This is a genomic window from Methanosarcina sp. 2.H.A.1B.4 (assembly GCF_000979385.1).
GTDB lineage: Archaea > Halobacteriota > Methanosarcinia > Methanosarcinales > Methanosarcinaceae > Methanosarcina.
The window spans coordinates 54890-76680 of the sequence record NZ_JJOV01000074.1 but is presented as its reverse complement, the minus strand read 5'-3'; the positions used below and the strand labels follow the sequence as shown (position 1 = coordinate 76680).

General features: G+C 41.3%; 19 protein-coding genes, 2 tRNA genes and 1 pseudogene. 12 read left to right on the top strand and 10 right to left on the bottom strand.

The annotated features are described in order from the left end of the window. Positions 1-168 precede the first annotated feature (168 nt). Complete coding sequence (locus EO92_RS11670) at positions 169-420, top strand: hypothetical protein (protein WP_048131396.1); 252 nt, start codon at positions 169-171, stop codon at positions 418-420. Between the two features lie 58 nt (positions 421-478). Continuing rightward, entirely contained in the window at positions 479-673 is a 195-nt protein-coding gene (locus tag EO92_RS11665; RefSeq protein ID WP_048131411.1) for a YwbE family protein, read from the top strand. A gap of 402 nt (positions 674-1075) precedes the next feature. Here the strand turns inward: EO92_RS11665 and EO92_RS11660 are convergent, their stop codons facing one another. Further along, positions 1076-1624: a tetrahydromethanopterin S-methyltransferase subunit A gene (locus EO92_RS11660; protein WP_048171751.1), complete on the bottom strand. Its 549-nt coding sequence runs from the start codon at positions 1622-1624 to the stop codon at positions 1076-1078. A gap of 1496 nt (positions 1625-3120) precedes the next feature. Here EO92_RS11660 and EO92_RS11655 point away from each other — a divergent pair. Continuing rightward, positions 3121-3804 (top strand): class I SAM-dependent methyltransferase, encoded by a 684-nt coding sequence (locus EO92_RS11655; RefSeq protein WP_048171749.1) that lies wholly within the window; start codon positions 3121-3123, stop codon positions 3802-3804. A 116-nt stretch (positions 3805-3920) separates the two neighbouring features. Here the strand turns inward: EO92_RS11655 and EO92_RS17845 are convergent, their stop codons facing one another. Next, positions 3921-4076: a hypothetical protein gene (locus EO92_RS17845; RefSeq protein WP_235283312.1), complete on the bottom strand. Its 156-nt coding sequence runs from the start codon at positions 4074-4076 to the stop codon at positions 3921-3923. Between the two features lie 326 nt (positions 4077-4402). Here EO92_RS17845 and EO92_RS11645 point away from each other — a divergent pair, with 326 nt between their 5' ends. The 5 genes from EO92_RS11645 to eif1A (EO92_RS17220) all read left to right on the top strand — a co-directional run bounded on the left by EO92_RS11645 (position 4403) and on the right by eif1A (EO92_RS17220) (position 7880). Beyond that, positions 4403-4618: a CxxC-x17-CxxC domain-containing protein gene (locus EO92_RS11645; protein ID WP_048141258.1), complete on the top strand. Its 216-nt coding sequence runs from the start codon at positions 4403-4405 to the stop codon at positions 4616-4618. Between the two features lie 479 nt (positions 4619-5097). Beyond that, the gene (gene eif1A, locus EO92_RS11640) at positions 5098-5421 is read left to right on the top strand and encodes a translation initiation factor eIF-1A (RefSeq protein ID WP_082107615.1); all 324 of its coding nucleotides are present in this window, start codon (positions 5098-5100) and stop codon (positions 5419-5421) included. Between the two features lie 914 nt (positions 5422-6335). Next, complete coding sequence (locus tag EO92_RS11635) at positions 6336-6536, top strand: CxxC-x17-CxxC domain-containing protein (protein ID WP_048135153.1); 201 nt, start codon at positions 6336-6338, stop codon at positions 6534-6536. 496 nt (positions 6537-7032) lie between these two features. Then, positions 7033-7248, top strand: a complete 216-nt coding sequence (locus EO92_RS11630) for a CxxC-x17-CxxC domain-containing protein (protein ID WP_048135151.1) — start codon at positions 7033-7035, stop codon at positions 7246-7248. A 299-nt stretch (positions 7249-7547) separates the two neighbouring features. Continuing rightward, positions 7548-7880, top strand: coding sequence for a translation initiation factor eIF-1A (gene eif1A, locus EO92_RS17220; protein WP_082106045.1), 333 nt, complete (start codon positions 7548-7550; stop codon positions 7878-7880). A 545-nt stretch (positions 7881-8425) separates the two neighbouring features. Here the strand turns inward: eif1A (EO92_RS17220) and EO92_RS11620 are convergent. The 3 genes from EO92_RS11620 to EO92_RS11610 form a co-directional block, all read right to left on the bottom strand. Further along, positions 8426-8890: a 2Fe-2S iron-sulfur cluster-binding protein gene (locus EO92_RS11620; protein WP_052734349.1), complete on the bottom strand. Its 465-nt coding sequence runs from the start codon at positions 8888-8890 to the stop codon at positions 8426-8428. Positions 8891-9069: 179 nt separating this feature from the next. Then, complete coding sequence (locus EO92_RS11615; RefSeq protein WP_048171747.1) at positions 9070-10707, bottom strand: acetolactate synthase large subunit; 1638 nt, start codon at positions 10705-10707, stop codon at positions 9070-9072. 81 nt (positions 10708-10788) lie between these two features. Then, positions 10789-12153, bottom strand: a complete 1365-nt coding sequence (locus tag EO92_RS11610) for an NAD-dependent succinate-semialdehyde dehydrogenase (RefSeq protein ID WP_048171745.1) — start codon at positions 12151-12153, stop codon at positions 10789-10791. 252 nt (positions 12154-12405) lie between these two features. Between EO92_RS11610 and EO92_RS11605 the strand changes: the two genes are divergently transcribed. From EO92_RS11605 to EO92_RS16735, 3 genes and pseudogenes are all read left to right on the top strand, one after another. Beyond that, positions 12406-12759 (top strand): hypothetical protein, encoded by a 354-nt coding sequence (locus EO92_RS11605; protein ID WP_048135139.1) that lies wholly within the window; start codon positions 12406-12408, stop codon positions 12757-12759. A gap of 2374 nt (positions 12760-15133) precedes the next feature. Beyond that, positions 15134-15514, top strand: a pseudogene (locus EO92_RS16740) (CARDB domain-containing protein); the annotation flags it as partial. Positions 15515-15559: 45 nt separating this feature from the next. After that, positions 15560-16168: a PGF-pre-PGF domain-containing protein gene (locus EO92_RS16735; protein WP_052734347.1), complete on the top strand. Its 609-nt coding sequence runs from the start codon at positions 15560-15562 to the stop codon at positions 16166-16168. Positions 16169-16394: 226 nt separating this feature from the next. Here the strand turns inward: EO92_RS16735 and EO92_RS11595 are convergent, their stop codons facing one another. From EO92_RS11595 to EO92_RS11585, 3 genes are read right to left on the bottom strand one after another with little or no spacing between them, the layout of a single operon-like run. Then, a complete protein-coding gene (locus tag EO92_RS11595) occupies positions 16395-17180 on the bottom strand; it encodes an energy-coupling factor transporter transmembrane protein EcfT (protein WP_048171743.1) in 786 nt (261 codons plus the stop codon). Then, positions 17177-18649, bottom strand: coding sequence for an ABC transporter ATP-binding protein (locus EO92_RS11590; RefSeq protein ID WP_048171742.1), 1473 nt, complete (start codon positions 18647-18649; stop codon positions 17177-17179). The genes EO92_RS11595 and EO92_RS11590 overlap by 4 nt, the downstream gene beginning before the upstream one ends. Before the next feature lie 3 nt (positions 18650-18652). Beyond that, positions 18653-19177: a tryptophan transporter gene (locus EO92_RS11585; protein WP_048135124.1), complete on the bottom strand. Its 525-nt coding sequence runs from the start codon at positions 19175-19177 to the stop codon at positions 18653-18655. A gap of 383 nt (positions 19178-19560) precedes the next feature. On the opposite strand from EO92_RS11585, the gene EO92_RS11580 reads away from it, so the two are divergent. Continuing rightward, on the top strand, positions 19561-20541 hold the full coding sequence (locus tag EO92_RS11580) for a hypothetical protein (protein WP_235283311.1): 981 nt from the start codon (positions 19561-19563) through the stop codon (positions 20539-20541). Between the two features lie 438 nt (positions 20542-20979). Here EO92_RS11580 and EO92_RS11575 read toward each other — a convergent pair. Then, positions 20980-21057, bottom strand: a tRNA-Glu gene (locus EO92_RS11575). Positions 21058-21522: 465 nt separating this feature from the next. After that, a tRNA-Glu gene (locus EO92_RS11570) sits at positions 21523-21600 on the bottom strand. Positions 21601-21791: the final 191 nt, after the last annotated feature.

Below are 21791 nucleotides of genomic sequence, written 5' to 3'. Positions count from 1 at the left end.
ACTTTTGAAGCTTATAATTTAAGGTAAATGTCAAAAAATGAACGCCGCATGCGTGAGAGGTTGCTAACAAAACTTTCCTGCATGCGTACTTAAAAAACTCTCCGGATGAACCTTTTGAAGGTTAGGTTTTCGGGAATTCTGAACACTTGGTTGTTGCTGGTGAATTATATGGTAAAATTTGGATCCAAAGACAAAAGGACCAGAGTCGTGCTTCTCTCAAGTATTGCCACCTCGATAGTGCTAATGAATCTCTTCCTGTTTGGGGCTTTATTGACCAACATGTACCTGGGGGAAACAGCTTACACTCTGGTAGATATCGCTGCGGGTTCTATTTTCGTTTTTGTGATTACCATGATTATCTCATTGTCCCTCTGGCCTAAGGTAATTGACTGGCTTGAAAGCAGAGAAACAAATAAGTAATGAATCTCAATTTTTTAAAAACGTACTGATTTATATATCTATGAATTTACCTTCTGCCATGAACAATGGAAGTATCAGAGCAAATATAAAGGAAGGACTAAAAGTGGGAATTGTCCTGAAGCAGGACCAGAGAACCGGGAAAATTACCCAGGGCGTTGTAAAGAGAATTTTAACCAATTCTTCAACTCATCCGCATGGGATAAAAGTTCAATTAGCGGATGGGCAGGTTGGGAGAGTTAAGGAAATCTATTAAAAAGCTGTGATTCATTCCTTTTTAAACAGCAGCTACTGATGACATATTGATAAAAAAGCTATTCTAAACAGGCGGAAAATACAAAAAAAGATAATTGCAGAAGCAAACACACCAATTGTAAAGTATAATATATTTTTTATTTTTCTGGGCAGATTTTCAGTGTTGAAATTGTCTATTATGAATTCCAGAAGGTCCGGGCCGGCAGGATACATCCTGACTTTGAAACGTTCTTAATAAATTTAACGTTTTTGTTTTTAATATGATTTTTCGATTCCAGACCAGATTATATCCCGTCCTGCGTCATTTTCCTGATGGTTAGCAGCTTGAACAAGAAAATAATGGATTCCGGTTTAATCGAAAAATGTTAAGAAATGTGATTCTCCTTTCCACGGCTTCTTCAGATCATCCTTTTTTAATCTTAGACATTACATTCTGCTTTACCAGTTTTTCGTATTTTTTCCAGCTATTTTCATCGATTTCGGGCATTGAGATGATGTGAGCTTCGCTTCTTTTCGGGCCGGTGCAGGAATCGATTGCTTTCTGGATGGAGGCAGGGTCTTTGTTTCCGACAAGGTCTATAATTTTAATTTCCCTGAGGAAGCGGGAGATTGCAGTCATGGGAATTTCATTTAAGTAGGGCAGAGGGGAGTTTGAGCCGGCTATTTTTCTTGAGCCTGCCATTGTGGAAACTCCGTTTTCGGCAAGTGAAATCAGGGACTGACCTGCCCGGTGGGCGCTTTCTGCTCCGCAGACGATCAGACAGTTTATGTTCGGGTTTGCAAGCACATTGGTTATTATCTTTTCAATCCCGAAGTTTTCAGTAAAACAGGTTCCGCAGATTGCATAGTTCTTAAGTCCCCATGCCGTGTAGTCAGAGGCAAGAGTTACCACAGCTACGCTCGAATTCGTGTCTCCTATTACGTAGTCCCCGGAAGTTACAGGCCATTCCATATTGTTTCACTCCTGATTCAGAATTGATTATTTTCTGGAATTCATCCTATAAGTTCTAATTGAAAATGGTTTATTCTTTTCGACTGAAATCGGAGGGCTACAGACACGGGCAGAAGCTCGTCATATACCGTTGTTCTAGGGGCTCCGGCAAGGGCAGGGCCAAAGATGTATCCCAGATTTGAGGCAACAGACATCCTGCCATAGTTTTTATTTCTCTCTTCTTCGGAGGTGAGGTCAGCGAGATCTGCGTTGGCAACAGATACGTTTCCTCCTGTAATCCCTCAAGAGCCTTTGCAAAAAAGAGTGTAAGCAGGGAAGAGTAATCGTAAAAACGCCCCGCAGGTCAGCTCCCCATCCCTGAATAGGAGCTCAAATGAGCTGGAAAGCAGGGTAGGTGGAGGCTTTCGATAATTTTTACGCCGTCCGAAACTTCCTCAAGCCTTCCGCAAGTATTTCGCTCTTTCAGCGAATAATACTGAGTGCAAATAGCTTGCCAGGTTCTTTCGGGTTTTAAATCCTGATAAGGAAATTTAAAGCTTTTTAAGACGTTTAAATTCTCTTCATTATTAATACAGCTTATTTTTCATATTTAACGGTACATAGAGGAATAAGAAAGGATCAATAGTTGTTTCTTTTTTTATACCGCCCTTGTATGTTTGATAAAGGGGTTTATGTATTCTCTTTATTGAATGTGAATTGCTCAGATCTTTTATCAAGGAAAATAAAGTATTATCAAGGTTTAAAAGCATCAATTTTGTAAGGTAACAAAACTATTAAAAAAAGTATACTTATATTCTAATTTTACAATATGAAATTCTAACCCCAAGTTGTTTTCCAGGCAAAATGAAACTAAAAGCTTTGAAACAATCTATGGGAATTAAAAGATCTTTATGAAAGTGAAGGAAATAAAGGTCTTTAAAAACGTAACGGAATAAAGGTCTCAAAAACAGAAAGGAACTAATCTCCAAAGAGTAAGTACTCCAAAAACATTGAGAAAAACTTGAATGTTAAGGGCATTTCCAACCTGAAACGGTGGCATCTGTTGCATCCACATTGATGTCAAAGATCCGATTCCTTCCGGAACCTTGCAGCAGAAGCCACTGTGTTATCCCGTGAATTGCTACCTGGACAGGTTGTCACAGGATCGCTGCGGGATTAAAACCCTGAATTAAACGGTACTGAGGCGGTGTCAAAGTCCGTGTTAACGGGGTTAACCCTTAACAATAAGAATTTTTCAGGCAGCAACTGAGGGCGGATTCAGGAGTTGCCTGAAATATCTTTATTGTTTTATTTCCATATTGTTTTATTTCCATATTGTTTTATTTCCATACTGTTTTATTTCCATACTGTTTTATTGATTTCCAGATTATTCATTTATCTACCCCCTTTTTATATTTTCCAGCTCCTTTTGTCCTTATTCCCCTTAAGGCTGGCATCTCAGAGTATTTTATGGGTTTCGAAATGTTCTTTATTGTTTACCTGTATTCTGTTTCTCTATGTCAAAATCATACTGGGAAATGGTTCCCGGAAAGAACATACCCTCAAGTCTTGAGCTTTACCCCGTAGTTTATAGTTATCTACAGGAAGGTTATAATATTCTCGATGTCGGATGTGGGTTTGGAAAAATTAGCATTGAGCTTGCTTCCCTGGGATATTCGGTAACAGGGATAGATATAAACACTGAAGCTGTCAAGCTTTCAAAAGCTGCTGCAAAAAACCTGGGCCTGGATCGAAAGATAGAAGGGAGAGCTGAATTTAAGGTTGTGGATGCTTCTGATCTTCCTTTCCACGAATCAAGTTTCGATTTTGCAGTCATGCAGGCTTTTTTGACCTCTGTGCCGGACCCACAGGAAAGAGCCAGGATAATTCAGGAAGCTTTCAGAGTCCTGAAACCCGGGGGTTATCTTTACCTTGTGGAATTCGGGCAGAACTGGCACCTCAAGCTTTACAGAAATCGCTACCTTCAGGACTTCCCGGTTACAAAAGAAGAAGGTTCTTTCCTTGCCCTGAACCCTGAAACAGGAGAGGTTGAATATATTGCACACCATTTCTCCGAAAAAGAGCTTGTGTTCCTGCTTGTAGACTGCGGGTTTGAGATTGATTATTTCAGGGTTGAAGAGCTCAAAACCAGGACAGGTAACAAAATTAACGGGTTTGTAGTTGTGGCTAAAAAGCTTTGAACCTCGGGCTGCCGGCATTCTTTCTATCAGATACTGAAAAACCTCAAATCCTTACTTCTGCTTGCACAAACCTATTTCAATCAGGTAAATCTGGTCATTCTGGTCAGTCAGGTCAATTATGTAACCCTATCACTCAGATGAAGCCCGATAACTCCTGCAATTACAATGACAAGAGAAATCATCTTGAGGGCATTGGCAGGTTCCCTGAACCAGAAAATCCCGACTACGGTGATAAGAGCAGTTCCGAGCTTTTGATTTTTAATTATTATCAATGGAAACCTTTTGACAGCAGGATTTCCAAATATTCTTATTTCTAATGTCTTATTTTTAATGTCTTATTTCTAATGTCTTATTTTTAATGTCTTATTTTTAATGTTTGATTCTTTACTCTGATCCTTATGTTTGAGGAAGACGCTTTTATATGTCTTCCGGCTCACGTGGATTAATTTTATATAACATAAGAGGTTTTTACAATTAGTAAAAATAATGAGACATAATCTGTTATTAAAAACTCCTTTTTTTGTTTTTAAATAATAAATTATATCTTATCATATTTTTATGAGATATGTGTATCCGCTATAAGCGGAGGTGAATAAAAATGGGTTTTAATGACAGAGGAAACTCTTACCGGGGTGGCAGCAGAGACAGCAACCGTGGTGGAAGTGGTGGTTTCAGAGGTGGCAACAGTGGCCCCAGAGAAATGCACAAGGTTACCTGTTCTGACTGCGGTGTCGAGACAGAAGTTCCTTTCAAACCAACCGAAGGACGGCCGGTTTACTGCAGAGACTGCCTTCCTAACCACAGGAAGTTCTAAATTCGAATTTATCGCGTAAAGTGTTGCGCTGTAACTGATTACATCAACACTTAATCCACTTTTTATTCTGTGTTTTTACCTTATCTTTGGTGAAGGGCATCGAAACTCTTATGTCTTTATATGTTCATTTATCATGTCATGTCATAAATTTTCATTGATTACATCTCAGTTAATATTTATATAGCGAGATCTGGAATTGCTCTGAATAATTTTGAAGTAAACTCTAAGTCATGGGTTATGAACTGATTTACTCCACCTTCCAAATAGGAGAGTCTCCTGAGATATTGGATTCTCAGAGGTTCTAGATTTTTCAGAGGTTTTTTACTTCCTATCCATTTATGAACTTTCACACCAAAGTACCTAAAGGAATTGTTGAACACAGTAAGTTCGAAAAAATATGATCTGATAAAAAAATGCGAATAAAAGACTCAAAAGTAATAATACAACGAGGAATCAAACTGGCAAACTATAGAAGCAATATAAGAAAGAGAAAAGCAGGAACTGGAACTGCCGCACCAACTACTCAGGAAGTAACAAGGGTGCGTACCCCGCGCAAGGAAAATCATGAAGTACTGGCAACGGTAGGAAGTCTCTTAGGCTCAAAGAGGGTCAATTTACAGTGCATGGATGGTATTGTCCGAATGGGCCGAATCCCCGGATCCAAGAACAAGAAAATGTGGATTCGTGAAGGTGATGTCGTAATTGCCACTCCATGGGATATTCAGGATTCCAAAGCCGACGTTATATGGAAATACACCAGGCCTCAGATAGAGTGGCTCGAGCGTAAAGGCTACCTTAAATAACTGCCTGATAATTTATAAGGCTTAATTCACAAAATACAACTTTCTTAATATTATTTGGTTTTAACCAGCTCCACGGTTTAAACCTCTCATTCCTCTTTTCAATAATCCTGTTTTATCTTTTATCAGATTGCACTATTTTACTGGTATGCTGATTGTACTTGCTTGCAGAGTTTGCTATTTCATGTATTATCCGGCTTAACATGCATACATGCATTATACTCCTGCTTTCGGATAGTGCCACTGCCGACAGTGGAAGGTTTTGTACCATTTCTACTTAAGACCAGAATGTTCCTTTGAAAAAACCAGGAATTATGCAGTTGAACTGAGAAATCAATAGCATTAAACTCCCCAACTATTCAAAATGAACATTAAAACAACAGTGTTATAATAAACTTGATTTTGTACCTCAAGTGCGTAAGTCTTAAAAACATTAAATTCGGGATATATTGCGTGAAAAAATTTGAATATAAGTGTGTTCCAATCCTGAAAATGGGAAGAGGAACTACAGAAGACCTCAACAGATTTGGTGCTGAGGGCTGGGAACTGGTCTGTGTATGGGCTTTCTGGCACTACCTTAAAAGAGAAATTGAGTAATTAAAAAAGTCAGGTTCCATTATTTTCTGAAAAGTAGTGGTCAAAAAGCCTGTGGAGTTTAAATATCGGTCGTTTGAGCCGTAGTAAAGGGATCTGGATTATTGGATTTAAAAGCAGGTGGCTTCAGATGAATTATATTTTTATGGTCTTTTAATCCGTATAGGCAAGATTTATATATTTTGATTGTATAGTGGAAACATTAAAAATAAAGAGATGTATAATCTGTTATTAAAAACTAATTTCTGTTTTTAATCAAAGAGCTCTATACAATCTTATTTTTAAGCAAATGACTATCCGTTGTAAGCGGAGGTGAAAAGAAAATGGCTTTTAATGACAGAAACTCCTTCCGGGGAAGAGACAGTAACCGGGGAGGTTTCGGAGCCCCGAAGGAAATGCATAACGCAACCTGTTCCGACTGCGGCGCTGAAACTCAGGTTCCTTTCAAACCTGATCCCGACAGACCGGTCTACTGCAGAGACTGCCTTCCTAACCACAGGAAGCCCAGAGAGAACCGCTACTAATTTCGAATTTATTCGAAAAATTTCACTTGACAGATTATGTCCGTTTTGCTTAGCTTGAGCAGGTCAAACGGACGACTTCTTTTTATAATGTACTTTATTAAATGATTATGCTGTTCCACTTTTCATTTGCTCTAAATTTGAGCTTTCTTTCGATCCTTTTTTTATAATTGAGCTGATTTTATCCTGTTACTCTATTTGTTCGTGGGGGTCAGTTAATGGGGTCAGTTAATGAAAATCGCATACCGATGGGCTGTTCTCAAATCAGGTCAAAGAAGGCAGATGTGCCCGGTTTGCCAGACATAATCAATAACTCACGGGCACTACTCTATATTTTTTGATGGAAAATTTTATATAATTAAACTCCTATGTAGGAGTAGTTGAAAATAAAGAGACGTATAATTGTTATTAAAAACCAATTTTTGTTTTTAATCAATAAATTTTATACAATCTTGTTTTTACTCTATAGATATCCGCTATAAGCGGAGGTGAAACAAAAATGGGTTTTAATGACAGAGGAAACTCTTACCGTGGTGGCAGCAGAGACGGCAACCGTGGTGGAAGTGGTGGTTTCAGAGGCGGCAACAGCGGCCCCAGAGAAATGACTAAAGTAACCTGTTCTGACTGCGGTGTTGAGACCGAAGTTCCGTTCAAACCAACAGAAGGACGGCCGGTTTACTGCAGAGATTGCCTTCCTAACCACAGGAAGTTCTAATGATAATCTGGCTTGAGTGTTAATTTAATTATTTATTGAATTAACACCCAATTCATTTTCACTATTCGTTTTTTTATTTTCTTTGTTTTTCGCCTTTTGTTTTTATGGATGGGTTCAGAAATCAAATACATAACAATTTAATTAAATCTGTTCAAAACCGCAAATGTCTTTGATGGCATCCATAAAAGAAGGAAAAACAAACGGAATCTGGAATGATAATCAACAAATACAATTAAATTGAAATTATTAAGATATATATCAGCAGAGGAGGAATTTATCTGGCTAATTACAGAAGCACTATAAGAAAAAGACAAGCAGGATCTAATAAACCAGTAGGGCCAGGAGACGGCGCCCAGGAAGTAACAAGGGTGAGAACTCCACGTAAGGACAGAAACGAAGTACTGGCAACAGTAGCAAGTTTACTTGGCTCTAAAAGAGTTACACTACAGTGTATGGACGGCGTTGTCCGTATGGGCCGTATCCCCGGTTCCAAGAAAAAGAGAATGTGGATCCGCGAAGGCGATGTTGTCATAGCCAACCCCTGGGAAGTTCAGGACTCAAAAGCTGATGTTACCTGGAAATACACAAGACCCCAGATTGAATGGCTTGAAAGAAAAGGGTACCTTAATTAAGATACCTTAAACAGTCCTTATTCGCTTTGCATAGCACTACCTTAACTGTAGCCTCAATCAGCCAGTGGTTTTGAATAATTGCAATATATTTTGAATAATTGCAATATATTTTGAATAATTGCAATATTATATCTACAAATTAGGAAGCGCAAATTAAAATTTATAAGTTAAAAAGCCTGAAATTCAGATTGAAAACGACCGAGAAAATATAACTAAAAACTTTTAATTAAAAATCCCACAAATAACCTTCGGATTTATGTGGGAAAACTGTCTCACTATTGACTTTCTCACGGTCTGCTTTTTAACTGTCAACGTTTTAAATATCAACGTTTTAACTGTCGATTTTTCTGTACTCAACTATCTCATTTTTCCAAGTATCTCATTATACTAATTTAGAACCCACATTCCGCAGTATTTTTTAGAAAATCAATATTTTTCCTGATAGCGTTTTTGAAACAAATCAAATTAATTTGGACTTTTAATGGAACTTGGTGAAAATTGAATAATATCGTTTTTTGGTCTCTATGATACATCATATAGCTGCTTTACAACCTGCATAAAAGTCCAATAAACCTGAGTTTGATTGAAAATCGGTAGCAGGAAAAATTGTGAATATGTGAATATTTACTGCGGAAAGTGGGCATATCCACAATAAGGTCCTTTACTTTTGGCAGGGAAGGGAAGGGGTCCACAAGGACCTCATTTTCGGGATTCCAGGAAACGGTCTCTTCCATTCCCGGAAAAGGTTTCAGCTTTATTTTACCTTCCCCCTTTAGAAGGGGCTCGATCCGGGTCCGGCAAGCAAGCGCTGGTATTTTGTTAATTAGCATTGAACAGCTCCCGCAGACTGCCCCCCGGCAGGAATAGCGGAAGGCAAGGGAATCATCGAACTCTTCCTGGATCTTGAATAGCGCAGAAAGCACTGTCATTCCTGCCGAGGGTTCGATTTCAAAGGTATCGTAATGGGACTCCCCGGTTTCTTGATCAAAGCGGAATACCTTCAATTTCATCAGTATACACGCTCCTTTACCGGAAATTTTCCGAGCCTTACAGGCAGAGATTCAAGCACAGGTTTTCTCTGCATCTCCCAATTGTTTACCCCGGTGTTTGATTTCAACAATGGAGGGTTTGCATAATATCAACCTGCAAACCCTTGAAGAAAAATCTGCTTAAATCTGCTTAACTCTGCTTATTCGAATTTACATGTAAGGTTTCTCAGTTCTATCGAGAAGGTCTCATAGTTTACGGAATAGTCGATAGGACATTCGATAACAACTACTTTATTCATGGCAAAAGCTTTTTCCAGAACTTCTGCAAGGTCATCGTCTTCTTTGACTTTGATTCCCGCAGCCCCGAAACTCTTGGCAAAGAGTGTAAAATCAGGGTTTCCATAGTCCAGGGCGAAGTCCTCAAAATGCCTTTTTTTCTGCTTCCATTTAATAAAGCCAAAGGCATTGTCATTGAGGATCAGGACAACCACAGAGATTCCATAGCGGATTGCGGTCTCGAGCTCCTGGCAGTTCATCATAAAACCCCCGTCCCCGCAGATTGCAAGTACGCGGCGTTCCGGATGAAGAAGTTTTGCGGTAATTCCGGACGAGAGCCCTGCACCCATAGTTGCAAGAGCATTGTCCAGGAGCACAGTGTTCGGAGCATAGGTCTTGTAAAGGCGGGAGAACCAGAGTTTATAAATCCCGTTGTCCAGCGTGATTATGTCTTCTCTCCCAAGCACTTTCCTGACATTCTGAACTACTGCCTGCGGAAGAGGGGGGTAACTTTTCCTGGCAGGAGCACTTATTTTTTCCTCTATGAAACTCCTGGTATGCTCAAAGATCGGAAATTCTCGCTTTTCCGGGATGTTTGCGGCAAGTTCTCTGATTGAAGAGACAATATCTCCAATGATTTCTATCGTTGGATTGAAATACCTGTCAGGTACGGAATCCACGAAATCTATATTTATGATCTTTTTATCCAGCTGCTCGTTCCAGAGGTAGGGAGGGTATTCTACGATATCGTAACCCACTGTTATTATCAGATCTGCCCCGTCAATTCCACAGTTTATGTAATCTCTTGCATGGATTCCGGTAGCAAAGAGGCTATAAGGACAGTCATCAGGGACTACCCCTTTTCCCATTTGTGTGTGCACAAGGTAGATTCCGGTCTTTCTGGCAAAATATTCGAGTTCTTCAGTGACCGCCTTCCGGTTAGCTCCGGAAGAAACTATTATAAGGGGAGTTTTAGCCTCGTGGATCATACTTGCTGCCATTTTAACAGCTTCAGGATCAGGACGGGGGATTTTGATCTCGCTCCGCTTCTGCACAACTGCATCTGTCTCTTCTCCAGCCACATCCTCAGGAAGCTCAATATGTACAGCTCCCGGCCTTTCGGCTTCCGCGTGCTTGAAGGCGTTTCGGATTACTGTAGGGATCATCCCCGGGTCGGTGATGGATACAGCCTTTTTGCAGAGCGGTTCCATCATCCTGACAACATCCACAAGCTGGAAACGGGCCTGCCAGTTGTCAATCAGCGCCTTTTGTCCGGAGATTGAGATAAAGGGAGCTCCTGTAAGCTGTGCCTGGGCAACGCCTGTAACAAGGTTAGTCGCTCCCGGACCGAGGGTTGAAAAACAAACCCCCGGTTTTCCTGTCAGCCTCCCGTAAGCTGCAGCCATAAATGCCGCAGCCTGTTCATGCCTTGTTATGATCAGTTTAATGTTTGAGTTTCGCAGAGATTCGAGAAAGTCAAGATTTTCTTCTCCAGGGAGTCCGAAAATATATTCCACGCCTTCCTCTTTAAGCTGGGCAACAAAAAGGTCCGAAGCTTTCATAAAAAACCCCAAGTATTACTCGATTCTAAATCTTACTTGATTCTAAATCTTACTCGATTCTAAATCTTACTCGATCGATTTTTATTTGTTAACCACGACGGTCTTTACGTTTACAAATTCCTTTAGCCCGTAATACGAAAGCTCCCTTCCGATCCCGGATTTCTTGATCCCTCCAATAGGTAGCCTTGGATCGGACTTTACCCTTCCATTGATGGTTACAAAACCTGACCTGATTTTTTTTGCCAGCCGCTCGGCTCTCTCCAGGTCTGCAGACCAGACCTCGGCTCCGAGCCCGAACTCCGTGGAGTTTGCAATCTCCACAGCTTCATCCTCATCCTTTGCCATGATTACGGGTGCAATAGGCCCGAATACCTCAACATTGCAGACCTTCATGTCCGTACTGGCTGCAGGGATAAGGGTCGGTCTGAAGAAAAATCCTTTATCCTGTTCCTTCCCGTAAACGTAAGGTTCCGCCCCTTTCTTTTTTGCATCCTTCAGGATCTTTTCAAGGCTGTCAACAAATTCTTTTTTTGCCACCGGCCCTATGTCAGTTTCCTCATCCATGGGGTCCCCGATTTTCAGCTCCTGCATATGCAGTTCGAATGCCTCGATGAAATCCACAACAACATCTTCAATTACAATGAACCTCTTGGCTGCAATACAGCTCTGCCCGGCATTGAGGAAACGGGATCTTACCGCAACCAGCGCAGCCCGGTCTATATCCGCGTCCTCAAGCACTATGAAAGGGTCAGATCCTCCAAGTTCCAGCACAAACGGCTTGATCATTCTTCCGGCGAGCTCTCCTATCTGAGACCCGGCTCCCACGCTTCCGGTAAACGAAACCCCGTCCACAAGGTCCTCATCAATGATTTCCATGGCAGCTTTAGAGTCTATCAGCAGGGTCTTAAATACGTCTTCTGGCAGCCCGGCTTCGATAAAGATCTTTTCAATCTCAAGAGCCGACCCGGGCACGTTGGATGCATGCTTTAGCAGGCATACATTTCCTGCAGTCAGTGCGGGCACTGCAAACCTGAAAGCCTGCCAGAAAGGGAAATTCCAGGGCATGATCCCGAGAATAATTCCCAGAGGCTCAAAGGTGATATAGCTCTTTTCTGCTTCTGTTTCCACAACTTCGTCTTTCAGAAACTCTGCCGCATTTTCTGCATAATAGTCACAAAGCCAGGCGCATTTTTCAATCTCTACAAGCGACTGACTGATAGGCTTTCCCATTTCTTTTGTAATAATCCCGGCATATGCCCTCCTGTTCTGCCTGAGTATCTCAGCTGCCCGCGCAATATACGTCGTTCTTTCCTCAACCGAAAGAGAACCCCACCCTGAAAAAGCAGCCCTGGAATTTTCAATCTGGTCCTCGCAGTTCCCGAAAGATAATGCCTCGTAAGTCCAGTTTACTTCTTCAGTATAAGGATTAACGGATTTGATTTTCATGACCTCCCCCCGAAAAAGAGTCCTTTAGTAATATTGGAATTCCCGGTATTATAATTTAAGGACAGGTAAAACCCTAAAATGGAAAAAATGCTTTGAATTGCCTTCCGATATCTGTTTTCCTAGATGAACTCAGATTTCATCCGGTAGATTAAAAATTAACTAAATAACGAAACTGTGTTCAGAAGCTGGTAGTAACAATTATAAAACCGGAATATTAATTATAAAGCACTCAATTTTACATGGGGGAAAAATATGAGAAAAGCACTGCTTATTTTAATAGTTCTATTCAGCGTGTTCCTGGCAATAGGATGCGCAGGTACCGAACAGCCGAATGAAACAGGAACTCCAACTGAAGAGATGCCTGTAACCGAAGAAATGCCTGCAACTGAAGAGGTGCCTGTGACTGAAGAGGTAACTGAAACTGAAGAGGAGACTGCAACTGAAGAAATGAATGCAACTGAAACCGAAACTGTAACCGAAGAAGGAGGCGCAGTCGAAGAGGAAATTATAGCTGAAGAGGAAATGACAGCCGCAGAGGAAGAAGATACTGAAACTGCAACCACCACAGAAAGGACTGGAGTAATCCAGGTAACTCCTAACAAATAAATGGTGGAAGCGGCAGTTCAAAATACAGCTTTTAATTTTAGCCGATTACAGTATAAAATCAGGTAATATCGTAATATGGGCGAATGAGGGTTTTCAAAAACAAATGAAGGTGCAGCTACAGCATTTAAGTCCAATAAGCAGAATAAGATATATCTAAGATCTTTTTCTCGAAAAGGCATCTATGAATGCCTTTATTCGATCCATCCGGTATTGAATAGTTGTTTATAACGGTTATGGTGGGTTATTTCCTTGGAGGATTATAGATCTATAAAAGATGAACAAGATTGTCAAAGAGTTAATTGAATTCTCTGTTTTAAGGATCGTATTTGAAATAGGGGCTTGTCCGGAAATCTTAATTTTATTTGGAAAGTCTTTCAAAAACAGCTCTTATTTTTCAGGTTGGAATATGCAGCTTTTAAGTATGCAATTAAAACTATATCGTTTTTCTATCAATTAAGCCAAATTTATTTTTTTCCTGGTTCTCAAGTTACTGAATCCATTTCAAATAGTCTTATTTTTAAGAGCCTTCTATCATTCCGGAAATGGTTAAACCCGGGGGGAAAACAGTGCTTTGAATTGACTATATCTGTCTTTCAAATTTCTGGTCCATATTCTAAATCATAAAAAAACTATGTTTAGAAGCTGATATGAACTATTATAAAATCAAACCATTATTTATATATTATCTGATTTTTGCGTGGGGAGACGATGAGAAGAGAATTGGTTATTTTGCTGGTCTTATGCAGTGTATTCCTTGCAATAGGATGTACTGACACTGGTACTGAAGACCTGTAACTCCGGTTGAAGAGTTATCTCCAGTTGAAGAGTTATCTCCAGTTGAAGAAGTAACTCCCGTTGAAGCAATTCCAGCTGAGAACGAAACCATAACTGAAGACGAAACTGTAACTGAAGACGAAACTGTAACTGAAGACGAAATTGCGGCTGAAGAAGAATCTCAAGCTGGAAACACTACAGATAGGGGTGGAGTTATCAAAGTAACTCCTAGCCAGAATTACTGAAATAGTAACTCCAACTGAGAAAAAACAGAGATCTAATAATCAGCAGAGCAACTTCTATCCAGAGCTGAACCATTGGAGTAGTAATTCAGAATCTGTCCTTAGTCCCATGCTCTACAGATATTTCTTGATCTCGCGAATGGGATTTTTTAAAGCGACAGCTGCGGAGTTTTTGTTCGAATCTTATTTCTACGAGAGAGCCTTTTTAATAGGTTCTGATTTGTAACTCGTATAGAGGGTAATATGCAGCTCGTATAGAGGGTAATATGCAGCTTTAATTTTATCCTTTCTTTGACATATTGTACTAATTAATACAGTAGTTTTCTTACAAAAAACGCATTGTATCGGCACAGCATCTTTTGGAAAAATGAACACTGTCAAAAATCAAAACACATATTTTTTAATCAGTGGCTGAATAGTTGCTTGAAATTTCGTTTATTCCGCGTTTTTCTTTACTTGAAAATTTCAATTGGATTAAAAAATTCGAAACTACCTATATTTTAGAGATAAACTATATTTTTCAGCGGGTTATAAAATAATGCCTCGATCAAATGTTACTAAGCAAACAAAATTAATCAATCATTGAATATTTAACATAATTTATTATATATAGAATTTCAGCATTAGAAAGATAGTAATTGTAAGAGAAGCACATTAGTGCATGTTTGTACATAGAATACTTGGGGAGTATTCATTAATAGGGGTTTCATCCGATTGAGGGCCCAAGGGATCATAATAACGGGCTCTCAATCAATTACCACAAACAACAGCAAATCTTTATTGCTTTCTCTTACAGTTGTGTAAAGAATATGTGGGAGTATTCTTTAAAGGGGGTTTCATACGATTGAGGGCCCAGGAACCATAACAACGGGCTCTCAATCAATCACCAACACCTTATATTTCAACCAACTTTTTTATACAAATGACAACTAATATAACATGGTATAGATAGAAAATTCACTATTTACAGAATCTCCCCGGATGTTAATTTGACCCCTGATAAATCTCTCTAATAATTATTCTACTATTCTATGATATATAAGTTCTTTGATATATGGGCCAGTATAGAAACTTCACACTTAACAAGTGCAAAAACTTCATACTCTATAATTACTGAATCTTCAAACTCTTTCAATTTTTTGATCACTTTGTCTGTTTCTGGAACTCTCTTTTGCGTGGTCAATCTAACTTTTAATGTTACGTTTTTGACATTTTTCTGTAGCTCTTATTTTTGAGCCTATCCCGAAACATCGATTGATGTGGACCAGCAAGGGTGGTACGTTTATAAAAACCTGATAGGCTTATCCGGCTATCCCGATTTGATAATCGAGGATATTTCCTGAGAACCGGCAAATCCCTGTGAAAACGAAAATGTGACATTTAAAGTTACGCTGATGAATGTGGGTCTTGCACCATCTGGAAATTGCAGTGTAAAATGCTACTTGAATGGAAATGAAATCTCTTTTTCCCCGGTTGCCAGGCTTGAGGAGGGTTCGAAAACTTCCTTTACATTCAACTGGGTCCCAACCAGTCCGGGAAGCATGGACTTAAAGGTAGTTGTAGATGCGGAGGGCCAGTTTTTCGAGTTTAATGAAGAGAATAACGAAAAATCAGGGATATTTAAAGTGATAAGTTTCACGACCTCTTCTTCCGGTTCGTCTCCTTCTTCAAGCTCCGGAGGTGCCGGTGGCTCTCCCGAACTTGCCAGCAATGTTGAGGTAAAAGAAATAGCCCAGTAGTTTATCAGCAACGGCAACCATGCTAAATTCGTATTCTCAAAAAATGTGACCTCAATAGCGTACATTGAATTCGATCCCAAAAAGACCGTCGGAAAAACTACAACTATTGTCGAAACGCTTAAGGGAAAATCCACCCTGGTAACGGAACTGCTCTCCGGGAAAGTTTATGAAAACACTAATATCTGGGTCGGAAATGAAGGGACTGCAAGCCCGGATAACATTGAAAACGCAGTTGTCGTCTTCAAGGTAGAGAAAGCCTGGATTAATTCAAATGGCATTTATTCGGCTTCAGTCAGGCTTTGTAAGTTTGACAACGGAAAGTGGGTAGAACTCTCTACCAGCCAGACCAGTGAAGATGATAAATACATCTATTATGAGGCAGATACTCCCGGGTTCTCAGCTTTTTCAATAATGGCCCTTTATCCGGAAGAAGACGTTTCAGGGGTATCCTTGCCCCTGGGGAATTCTGTCGATGAAAAGGATTTCAAGGCAGTTTCCGGAGCTTCAGGCGAGAAAGAATCTGATGTTGCCGATTCTGAAGCTGAGGGGAATAATTCCGGAATTTCCGGAAGCCTGAAAAAAGTATTACTGCCAGTGGTTATGCTTGTTGCAGTAATTCTGGCTGGCTATGTGATTTCAAGGAAGCGAGGTTAAGGCTTAACTTCCTATTATTTTCTTTTTTGATTCTTCTGCTTCTTTTTTATGGATTTTGATAATTTCATTCTTTTCTGCAGTTCAGTTCTTTTCTGCAGTCAGTTCTTTTTTCTGTAGTTCAGTTCTTTTCTGCAGTTTAGTTCTTTTCTGCAGTTTAGTTCTTTTCTGCAGTTTAGTTCTTTTCTGAAGGTTTTTCTGAGTTTCAGATGGAGAAGTTAGGACGAGCTTACATCAACCCGCCCAGCACCACTCCAAGCCCCATAACAGCCACACAGCCCACAGCTGCTACATCGGTCTTATTCCAGGAAAGCTTATTTTTCTCAACGCTCTGCCGGCTCCTGTAGCCCCTCATGTCCATGGTCAGGCCGAGCACCTGGGTCCTTCCGAGGGAATTTGCGACCAGGGGTACGAGGATCGGCTTTACACTCATAATTTTTCCGCGGAGGCCTTTACCGGGGTTGTAGCCCCTTGCGAGCTGGGCTTCATGGATACGCTGGCCTTCTATCTGGAGGCTTGGGATGAAGCGGAGGGCGATTACGAACATGAGCACGTAGTCCACAGGGATGTGGATTGCCAGGAGGGCTTTCATGAGATCACTTGGTTTTGTGGTGACCACCAGGAGCTGGAAAGCAAAAAGCATTGCAAAGAAACGGAGGGAAAGAACGGTTCCAAAGTCCAGGGCTCCGGTTGTGATCGGGACAAGCCCTCCAGCCGTCAGGGTACCGGCGGGAACCAGGTAGCCGACCGTTTCCCCGCTTTTCAGGGTGAAGACGGTGAGCAGGATCAGGGTGACGCTCAGGAAGACCAGGAGTTTTAGCTGCTTGAGGAGTTCCTGCTGGAGCCCGGCTCTTAAGGAAGCCAGACAAATCCCAAGCACCATAAAGGCAAGGACTTCGGGGTTTGTTGTGAACACGCTCAGGGCTATTATGCCCGTTACTGCAGCGATCTTCGAAAGCGGGTTCATGCGGTGTAAAAAGCTGTCCCTGTTTATGTACTGCATAATCTCTTTCATGCACATGTGCCTCCTCTTACACATTCTTTACTGACACATTCTTTACGGGAAAAGTTCCTGTTAACCGAATCTTCCACAATTTTTCCGGATTCCATACGAATGACCCTTTCTGCATGGTCTCTTACGATCTGCAGGTTATGAGTCACCATGACTATGGTGTGACCTTCCTGCTGGAGCTTTCGCATGAGCTGCATCATCCGGTCTGACTCTTCGGCGTCCAGGCCCGTGGTGGGCTCGTCAAGCACTATCAGTTCAGGTTTCATTGCAACTACACAGGCAACAGCCAGCCTCTGCCTCTCTCCGCGGCTAAGGTGGCGGGGGAAGACTTTTTGCTTTTCACTCAGGTTTACGAGCTCCAGGGAATGGTGGATTGCTCTTGCTGCTTCAGGCCCTTTTACTCCAATATTATTCAGCCCGAAATTAATTTCGGCTTCCACGGTATCTTCAAAGAGCATGTTGTCCGGGTTCTGGAAGACCAGGCCTGTGTGCTTCACGAGCTCGTTTATGGGAACTGTGGAGGCATCTAGACCCTTTAAGGTTACGTTTCCGGAGTAAGGGCGCAGAAGGCCGTTGAAATGTTTCACAAGAGTAGTCTTTCCCGAGCCGTTTTCTCCCAGGATGGCAACGAGCTCCCCAGGGTAGATATCAAGGTCAATGCTATCGAGCGCCAGGACTTCTCCATAACGCTGGGTGAGTTTCTTTACGGAAATAATCGGCTGTCCATCTTTTCTTGAAAGGGGAAGGCCTGTTGTATCTTCCTCATGTGTGTGAGAGGTTGCTGTAAAGTCCGAGGGGCTTTTTATGGCCTTTATTTTACCCTTTTCAAGAAGCACGACTCGATCCCCTATTTCCAGGAAGTCCTCTATATTGTGGTCGATGATTATAATCGTCTTTCCGGCTTCTTTTAAGCGCTTCAGGATGGAAAATACTTTTCTTACAGCTTTTGTATCCAGTTCGGCGGTAGCTTCGTCAAGGATCAGAACTTCCGTATCCAGGGCAAGGGTTGCTGCAAGGGCAACTTTTTGCTTCTGCCCGCCTGACAGAGCGTGAGGAGCCCGGTGTTTCAGGTGGCTGATTTCACAGAGTTCCATTACCTCTTTTAACCTGCGCCCTATTTCGGATTCGGAGTGGAAGCGGTTTTCGAGCCCTGAGCGGATTTCTTCTTCGACGGTGGTGAAAATCAGCTGGGACTCAGCGTCATCAAAAACCATCCCTATATGCCGGCTCAGTTCCTTCATGCCGTCAAAGCCCCGGATATCCTTTCTTTTGAAAGAGAGGTCTCCTTCGATCCGGCCCCCTATTTCATGGTGGAGAATCCCTGCCATTGCAAAGGCAAGCGTTGATTTTCCTGCTGCGCTGTGTCCGGTGACCAGGAGCAGTTCCCCTGCCTGGATTTCAAGGTTGATGCGATCCAGAGCCGGGTTTCCAGCTGTGCCATAGGTATACGAGAAGTCTCTGAGTTCAATCATGATTTATGCTTTCCCCCGGGCAAGTACCTTTGAAGCGGGAACATAGAGGATCTGGACAATAACGGCGTTAGCAATTGCAGTCAACACTACGATGGGGATTATAGCACCGACAAAAGCTCCCATGGTCTCAAATTTTGACATGATTGTAGGGGCAACAAGAAGCATTGCAATGATTACAAAGCTTGTCCCGCTGGCAAGGGTCCCTAGCAGGGTTGAAAGGGCCGGAGAGACCGATAGCTTGTTACTGAGAGCTTTATATGTGAACAGGCATGTGACTGCCCCTATTGGTTCGCTGATAAGGTTTGCAGGTGGGAAAATAGAATGGCTGAGAAGGGCACATACGATGCCTGCTACGATCCCTATCCCTATTACTTCCGTGAATTTGGGTACGACAAGGATAATTGCAAGACAGTAAAAGGCTATTACGAGATTCGAGACTATGGGTCCCGGGATAACAAGGGATAAATAGCGCACAATTGCACCGACTGCGAGTAAAATTCCAACAATAGCGATATCCTGAGATTTCATTAAAACCATCTTCCTGCATCAGTTTTTTAGGGGAACTTTCCTGAGTTCATAAATGCCACAAATCAGTCCAATATCATAAATCAGTTAACACAGCAATCAGTTAACACAGCAATCAGTTAACACAGCAATCAATTAACACAGCAATCAGTTAAACATAGTAAATTGATCAACATAATAAATGCACTCCACATTATAGTACACTAGAGCATAATAATGTACATTAGTATATGTACTTTACGCTTTATCAACCTATTTTTGCGCTTTTTTCTGTGCCTTTACCCGCACCTTTCCATATCTGTCTATAAATCTGTTCATAAAATACTCCGGTTTTTGATACAGCCCTTAGGAATTTCTTACAGCCATGGAGAGCTTCCGACAGGAAAATGGCTCTGATAGGAAAACTGATCATGAGACAGGACATAAGATTAACAAAGACTATTCCGGGGTGTTGCATGTCTTCGGTGGATGAACGTGAGCTGGCTGAAGTCAGGATGATTGAAGAGGGATTCAGGAAAGCCTACGATGGAGATGCTAAAGGGGTGGTAGATGCTTTTAGCAGCCTGAGGGATTTCGCAGTGCAGCTGATATATATGGATATTACCGCAGAATACGAGCTTGATGCAAAAGCTCTGATAATTGCTATGGGGGACATAGGCAGAGCGACTGCCGAAAAAGGAATGGAGATTGCATCCGTAGCCTCAGTCCGTTCTCTTGGGGAAGTGGCTGTTGAGGCTGCAGATCAGAAAAGAGAGTCACTTGCATTAAAAGCACTTTCCGGTCTTGGGAGTCTTGCCCTGGAGTTTGCAGGAAAGGGCATGGATGCTGTGGCAAGAAGTGCAGCCGAATCCCTGGGAAACTTTGGGAAAAACTCTTCAAGGGAAAAAATGGAGGTTCTGGCAAGCCTTTCCGAGATATATCTTATGCAGTTATCCATGAAAGCAATGGAAGAAAACCTCTCCGAGACCCTGGCTGCTGCCGTAAACCTCCTCGGAGAAATAGGGGCTTCTTCAGCCGGGCAGGAATTGGAGGATAGTGCGGTCGGGGCTGCGATCCTCCTTGAGGAACTGGGTACTGCTGCTGTAAGGAAAAGGAATGAGCCTCAGGTAGAGGATGTGATCCAGGCACTTGGAAAACTGGGAAAGGATCTTTCCCGGCAGGGTTCTAAAAGCGCACTTGTTCAAACTGTATGGGCTCTGGAAACCCTCCGGGTCCTTGCGCTGGAATATGGGATGGAAACTGCTGTTGCTGCAGGGAAGCTGGCACTGGAATCGCTAAGTACAGCAGGAGTCCTCGATGAAGCACAAAACCTGGAAAGAATCCTGGAAATAAAGGAGTTCCACCAGCGCATCCTTAGAAGAAATTGATTGACAGTAATTGATTGATAGTAATTGATTGATAGTAATTGATTGATAGTAATTGATTGATCGTAATTGATTGACAGTAATTGATTGACAAAAAGTTGACCTGTAAAAAAGGAGGGGAAAAAGATGAGTGTAAAAACTCTGGACCTGAAGGAACTTCAGGCAGGTCACACAGTTCTGGGATCAAATGTAAACTCTGGATATTAAAAGATCTTTAAATAGAATACGGACACAGGATGCAGTTTTTCAGACCTGGTTTCAACTTCGTAGCTCACCCTCTGGTAAAATAATCTGGAAGAAATATTACAATAAAAATGTCCAAAAATCTATTTTTCACATTACAAAAAAACATATTAGAAAAAGAATTTAAAACATATTAGAAAAGAATTTAAAACATATTAGAAAAGAATTTTTAACATATTAGAAAAAGGAATTAGAATTTGGTGCTCCGGCCGGGATTTGAACCCGAGTCTTCGGCTCGAAAGGCCGGAATGATTGGCCGGACTACACTACCGGAGCACATTGCATCTCACAGCGAATCCAACAATATCCTTTGTAATATATAAATCTGTCCCTTCCCCCCATGGCTTTGGGTGCAGTTAGCTGATCAAACACAGTAATCTGGTCGTATATTTAAGGCAGTGACTGTAATTTTTTATATATTACCACATAACTGACTGAAAAATATTTAGTTAGAAACCCCTCTTCAGGGCTCAGAAATTTAGGGAAGCGCGGTAACAGGGGGGAATTAGTAAATCAAACTCGAGTAACAAAGATGCGAGAAGCAAATTCGATTAACAAATATACGATAAAAGTCAAATGAAAGTAAAAAGAGGAAGATAACAGGAAAGGATGTAACAGGAAAGGATACAACAAAAAGATGATAGGGAATAGTTATGGAGAAGGTAAAGAAAATGGTAATAGAAGTGATAATAGAAAAATGGAAGTAATAATAAAAAGCTTACCGAACAGTTAATAATAGTATGGTGCTCCGGCCGGGATTTGAACCCGAGTCTTCGGCTCGAAAGGCCGGAATGATTGGCCGGACTACACTACCGGAGCATTTTGGTTGTACTTAAGTGAGTTTTATTTCCCTTATTGAAGGGGGATCTTCAATAAGGGGCTCTCTTATAAATAGTTATCTATTGCGGATAGTTTCTGAGGAGGTATTAGTTAAGATCTTACCAGATCTTTTTAGACCTTTCAGGTTTCTTTAGACTTTACCAAAGTTTTTTATTGATCTCAACTTTTCT

What these genes read in the sequence shown, in the direction of transcription:
- EO92_RS11670 (WP_048131396.1), top strand. Translation starts at nt 169, where the DNA reads ATGGTAAAATTTGGATCCAAAGACAAAAGGACCAGAGTCGTGCTTCTC.
- EO92_RS11665 (WP_048131411.1), top strand. Translation starts at nt 479, where the DNA reads ATGAACAATGGAAGTATCAGAGCAAATATAAAGGAAGGACTAAAAGTG.
- EO92_RS11660 (WP_048171751.1), bottom strand. Translation starts at nt 1,624, where the DNA reads ATGGAATGGCCTGTAACTTCCGGGGACTACGTAATAGGAGACACGAAT.
- EO92_RS11655 (WP_048171749.1), top strand. Translation starts at nt 3,121, where the DNA reads ATGTCAAAATCATACTGGGAAATGGTTCCCGGAAAGAACATACCCTCA.
- EO92_RS11645 (WP_048141258.1), top strand. Translation starts at nt 4,403, where the DNA reads ATGGGTTTTAATGACAGAGGAAACTCTTACCGGGGTGGCAGCAGAGAC.
- EO92_RS11635 (WP_048135153.1), top strand. Translation starts at nt 6,336, where the DNA reads ATGGCTTTTAATGACAGAAACTCCTTCCGGGGAAGAGACAGTAACCGG.
- EO92_RS11630 (WP_048135151.1), top strand. Translation starts at nt 7,033, where the DNA reads ATGGGTTTTAATGACAGAGGAAACTCTTACCGTGGTGGCAGCAGAGAC.
- EO92_RS11620 (WP_052734349.1), bottom strand. Translation starts at nt 8,890, where the DNA reads ATGAAATTGAAGGTATTCCGCTTTGATCAAGAAACCGGGGAGTCCCAT.
- EO92_RS11615 (WP_048171747.1), bottom strand. Translation starts at nt 10,707, where the DNA reads ATGAAAGCTTCGGACCTTTTTGTTGCCCAGCTTAAAGAGGAAGGCGTG.
- EO92_RS11610 (WP_048171745.1), bottom strand. Translation starts at nt 12,153, where the DNA reads ATGAAAATCAAATCCGTTAATCCTTATACTGAAGAAGTAAACTGGACT.
- EO92_RS11605 (WP_048135139.1), top strand. Translation starts at nt 12,406, where the DNA reads ATGAGAAAAGCACTGCTTATTTTAATAGTTCTATTCAGCGTGTTCCTG.
- EO92_RS11595 (WP_048171743.1), bottom strand. Translation starts at nt 17,180, where the DNA reads ATGAAAGAGATTATGCAGTACATAAACAGGGACAGCTTTTTACACCGC.
- EO92_RS11590 (WP_048171742.1), bottom strand. Translation starts at nt 18,649, where the DNA reads ATGATTGAACTCAGAGACTTCTCGTATACCTATGGCACAGCTGGAAAC.
- EO92_RS11585 (WP_048135124.1), bottom strand. Translation starts at nt 19,177, where the DNA reads ATGAAATCTCAGGATATCGCTATTGTTGGAATTTTACTCGCAGTCGGT.
- EO92_RS11580 (WP_235283311.1), top strand. Translation starts at nt 19,561, where the DNA reads ATGGCTCTGATAGGAAAACTGATCATGAGACAGGACATAAGATTAACA.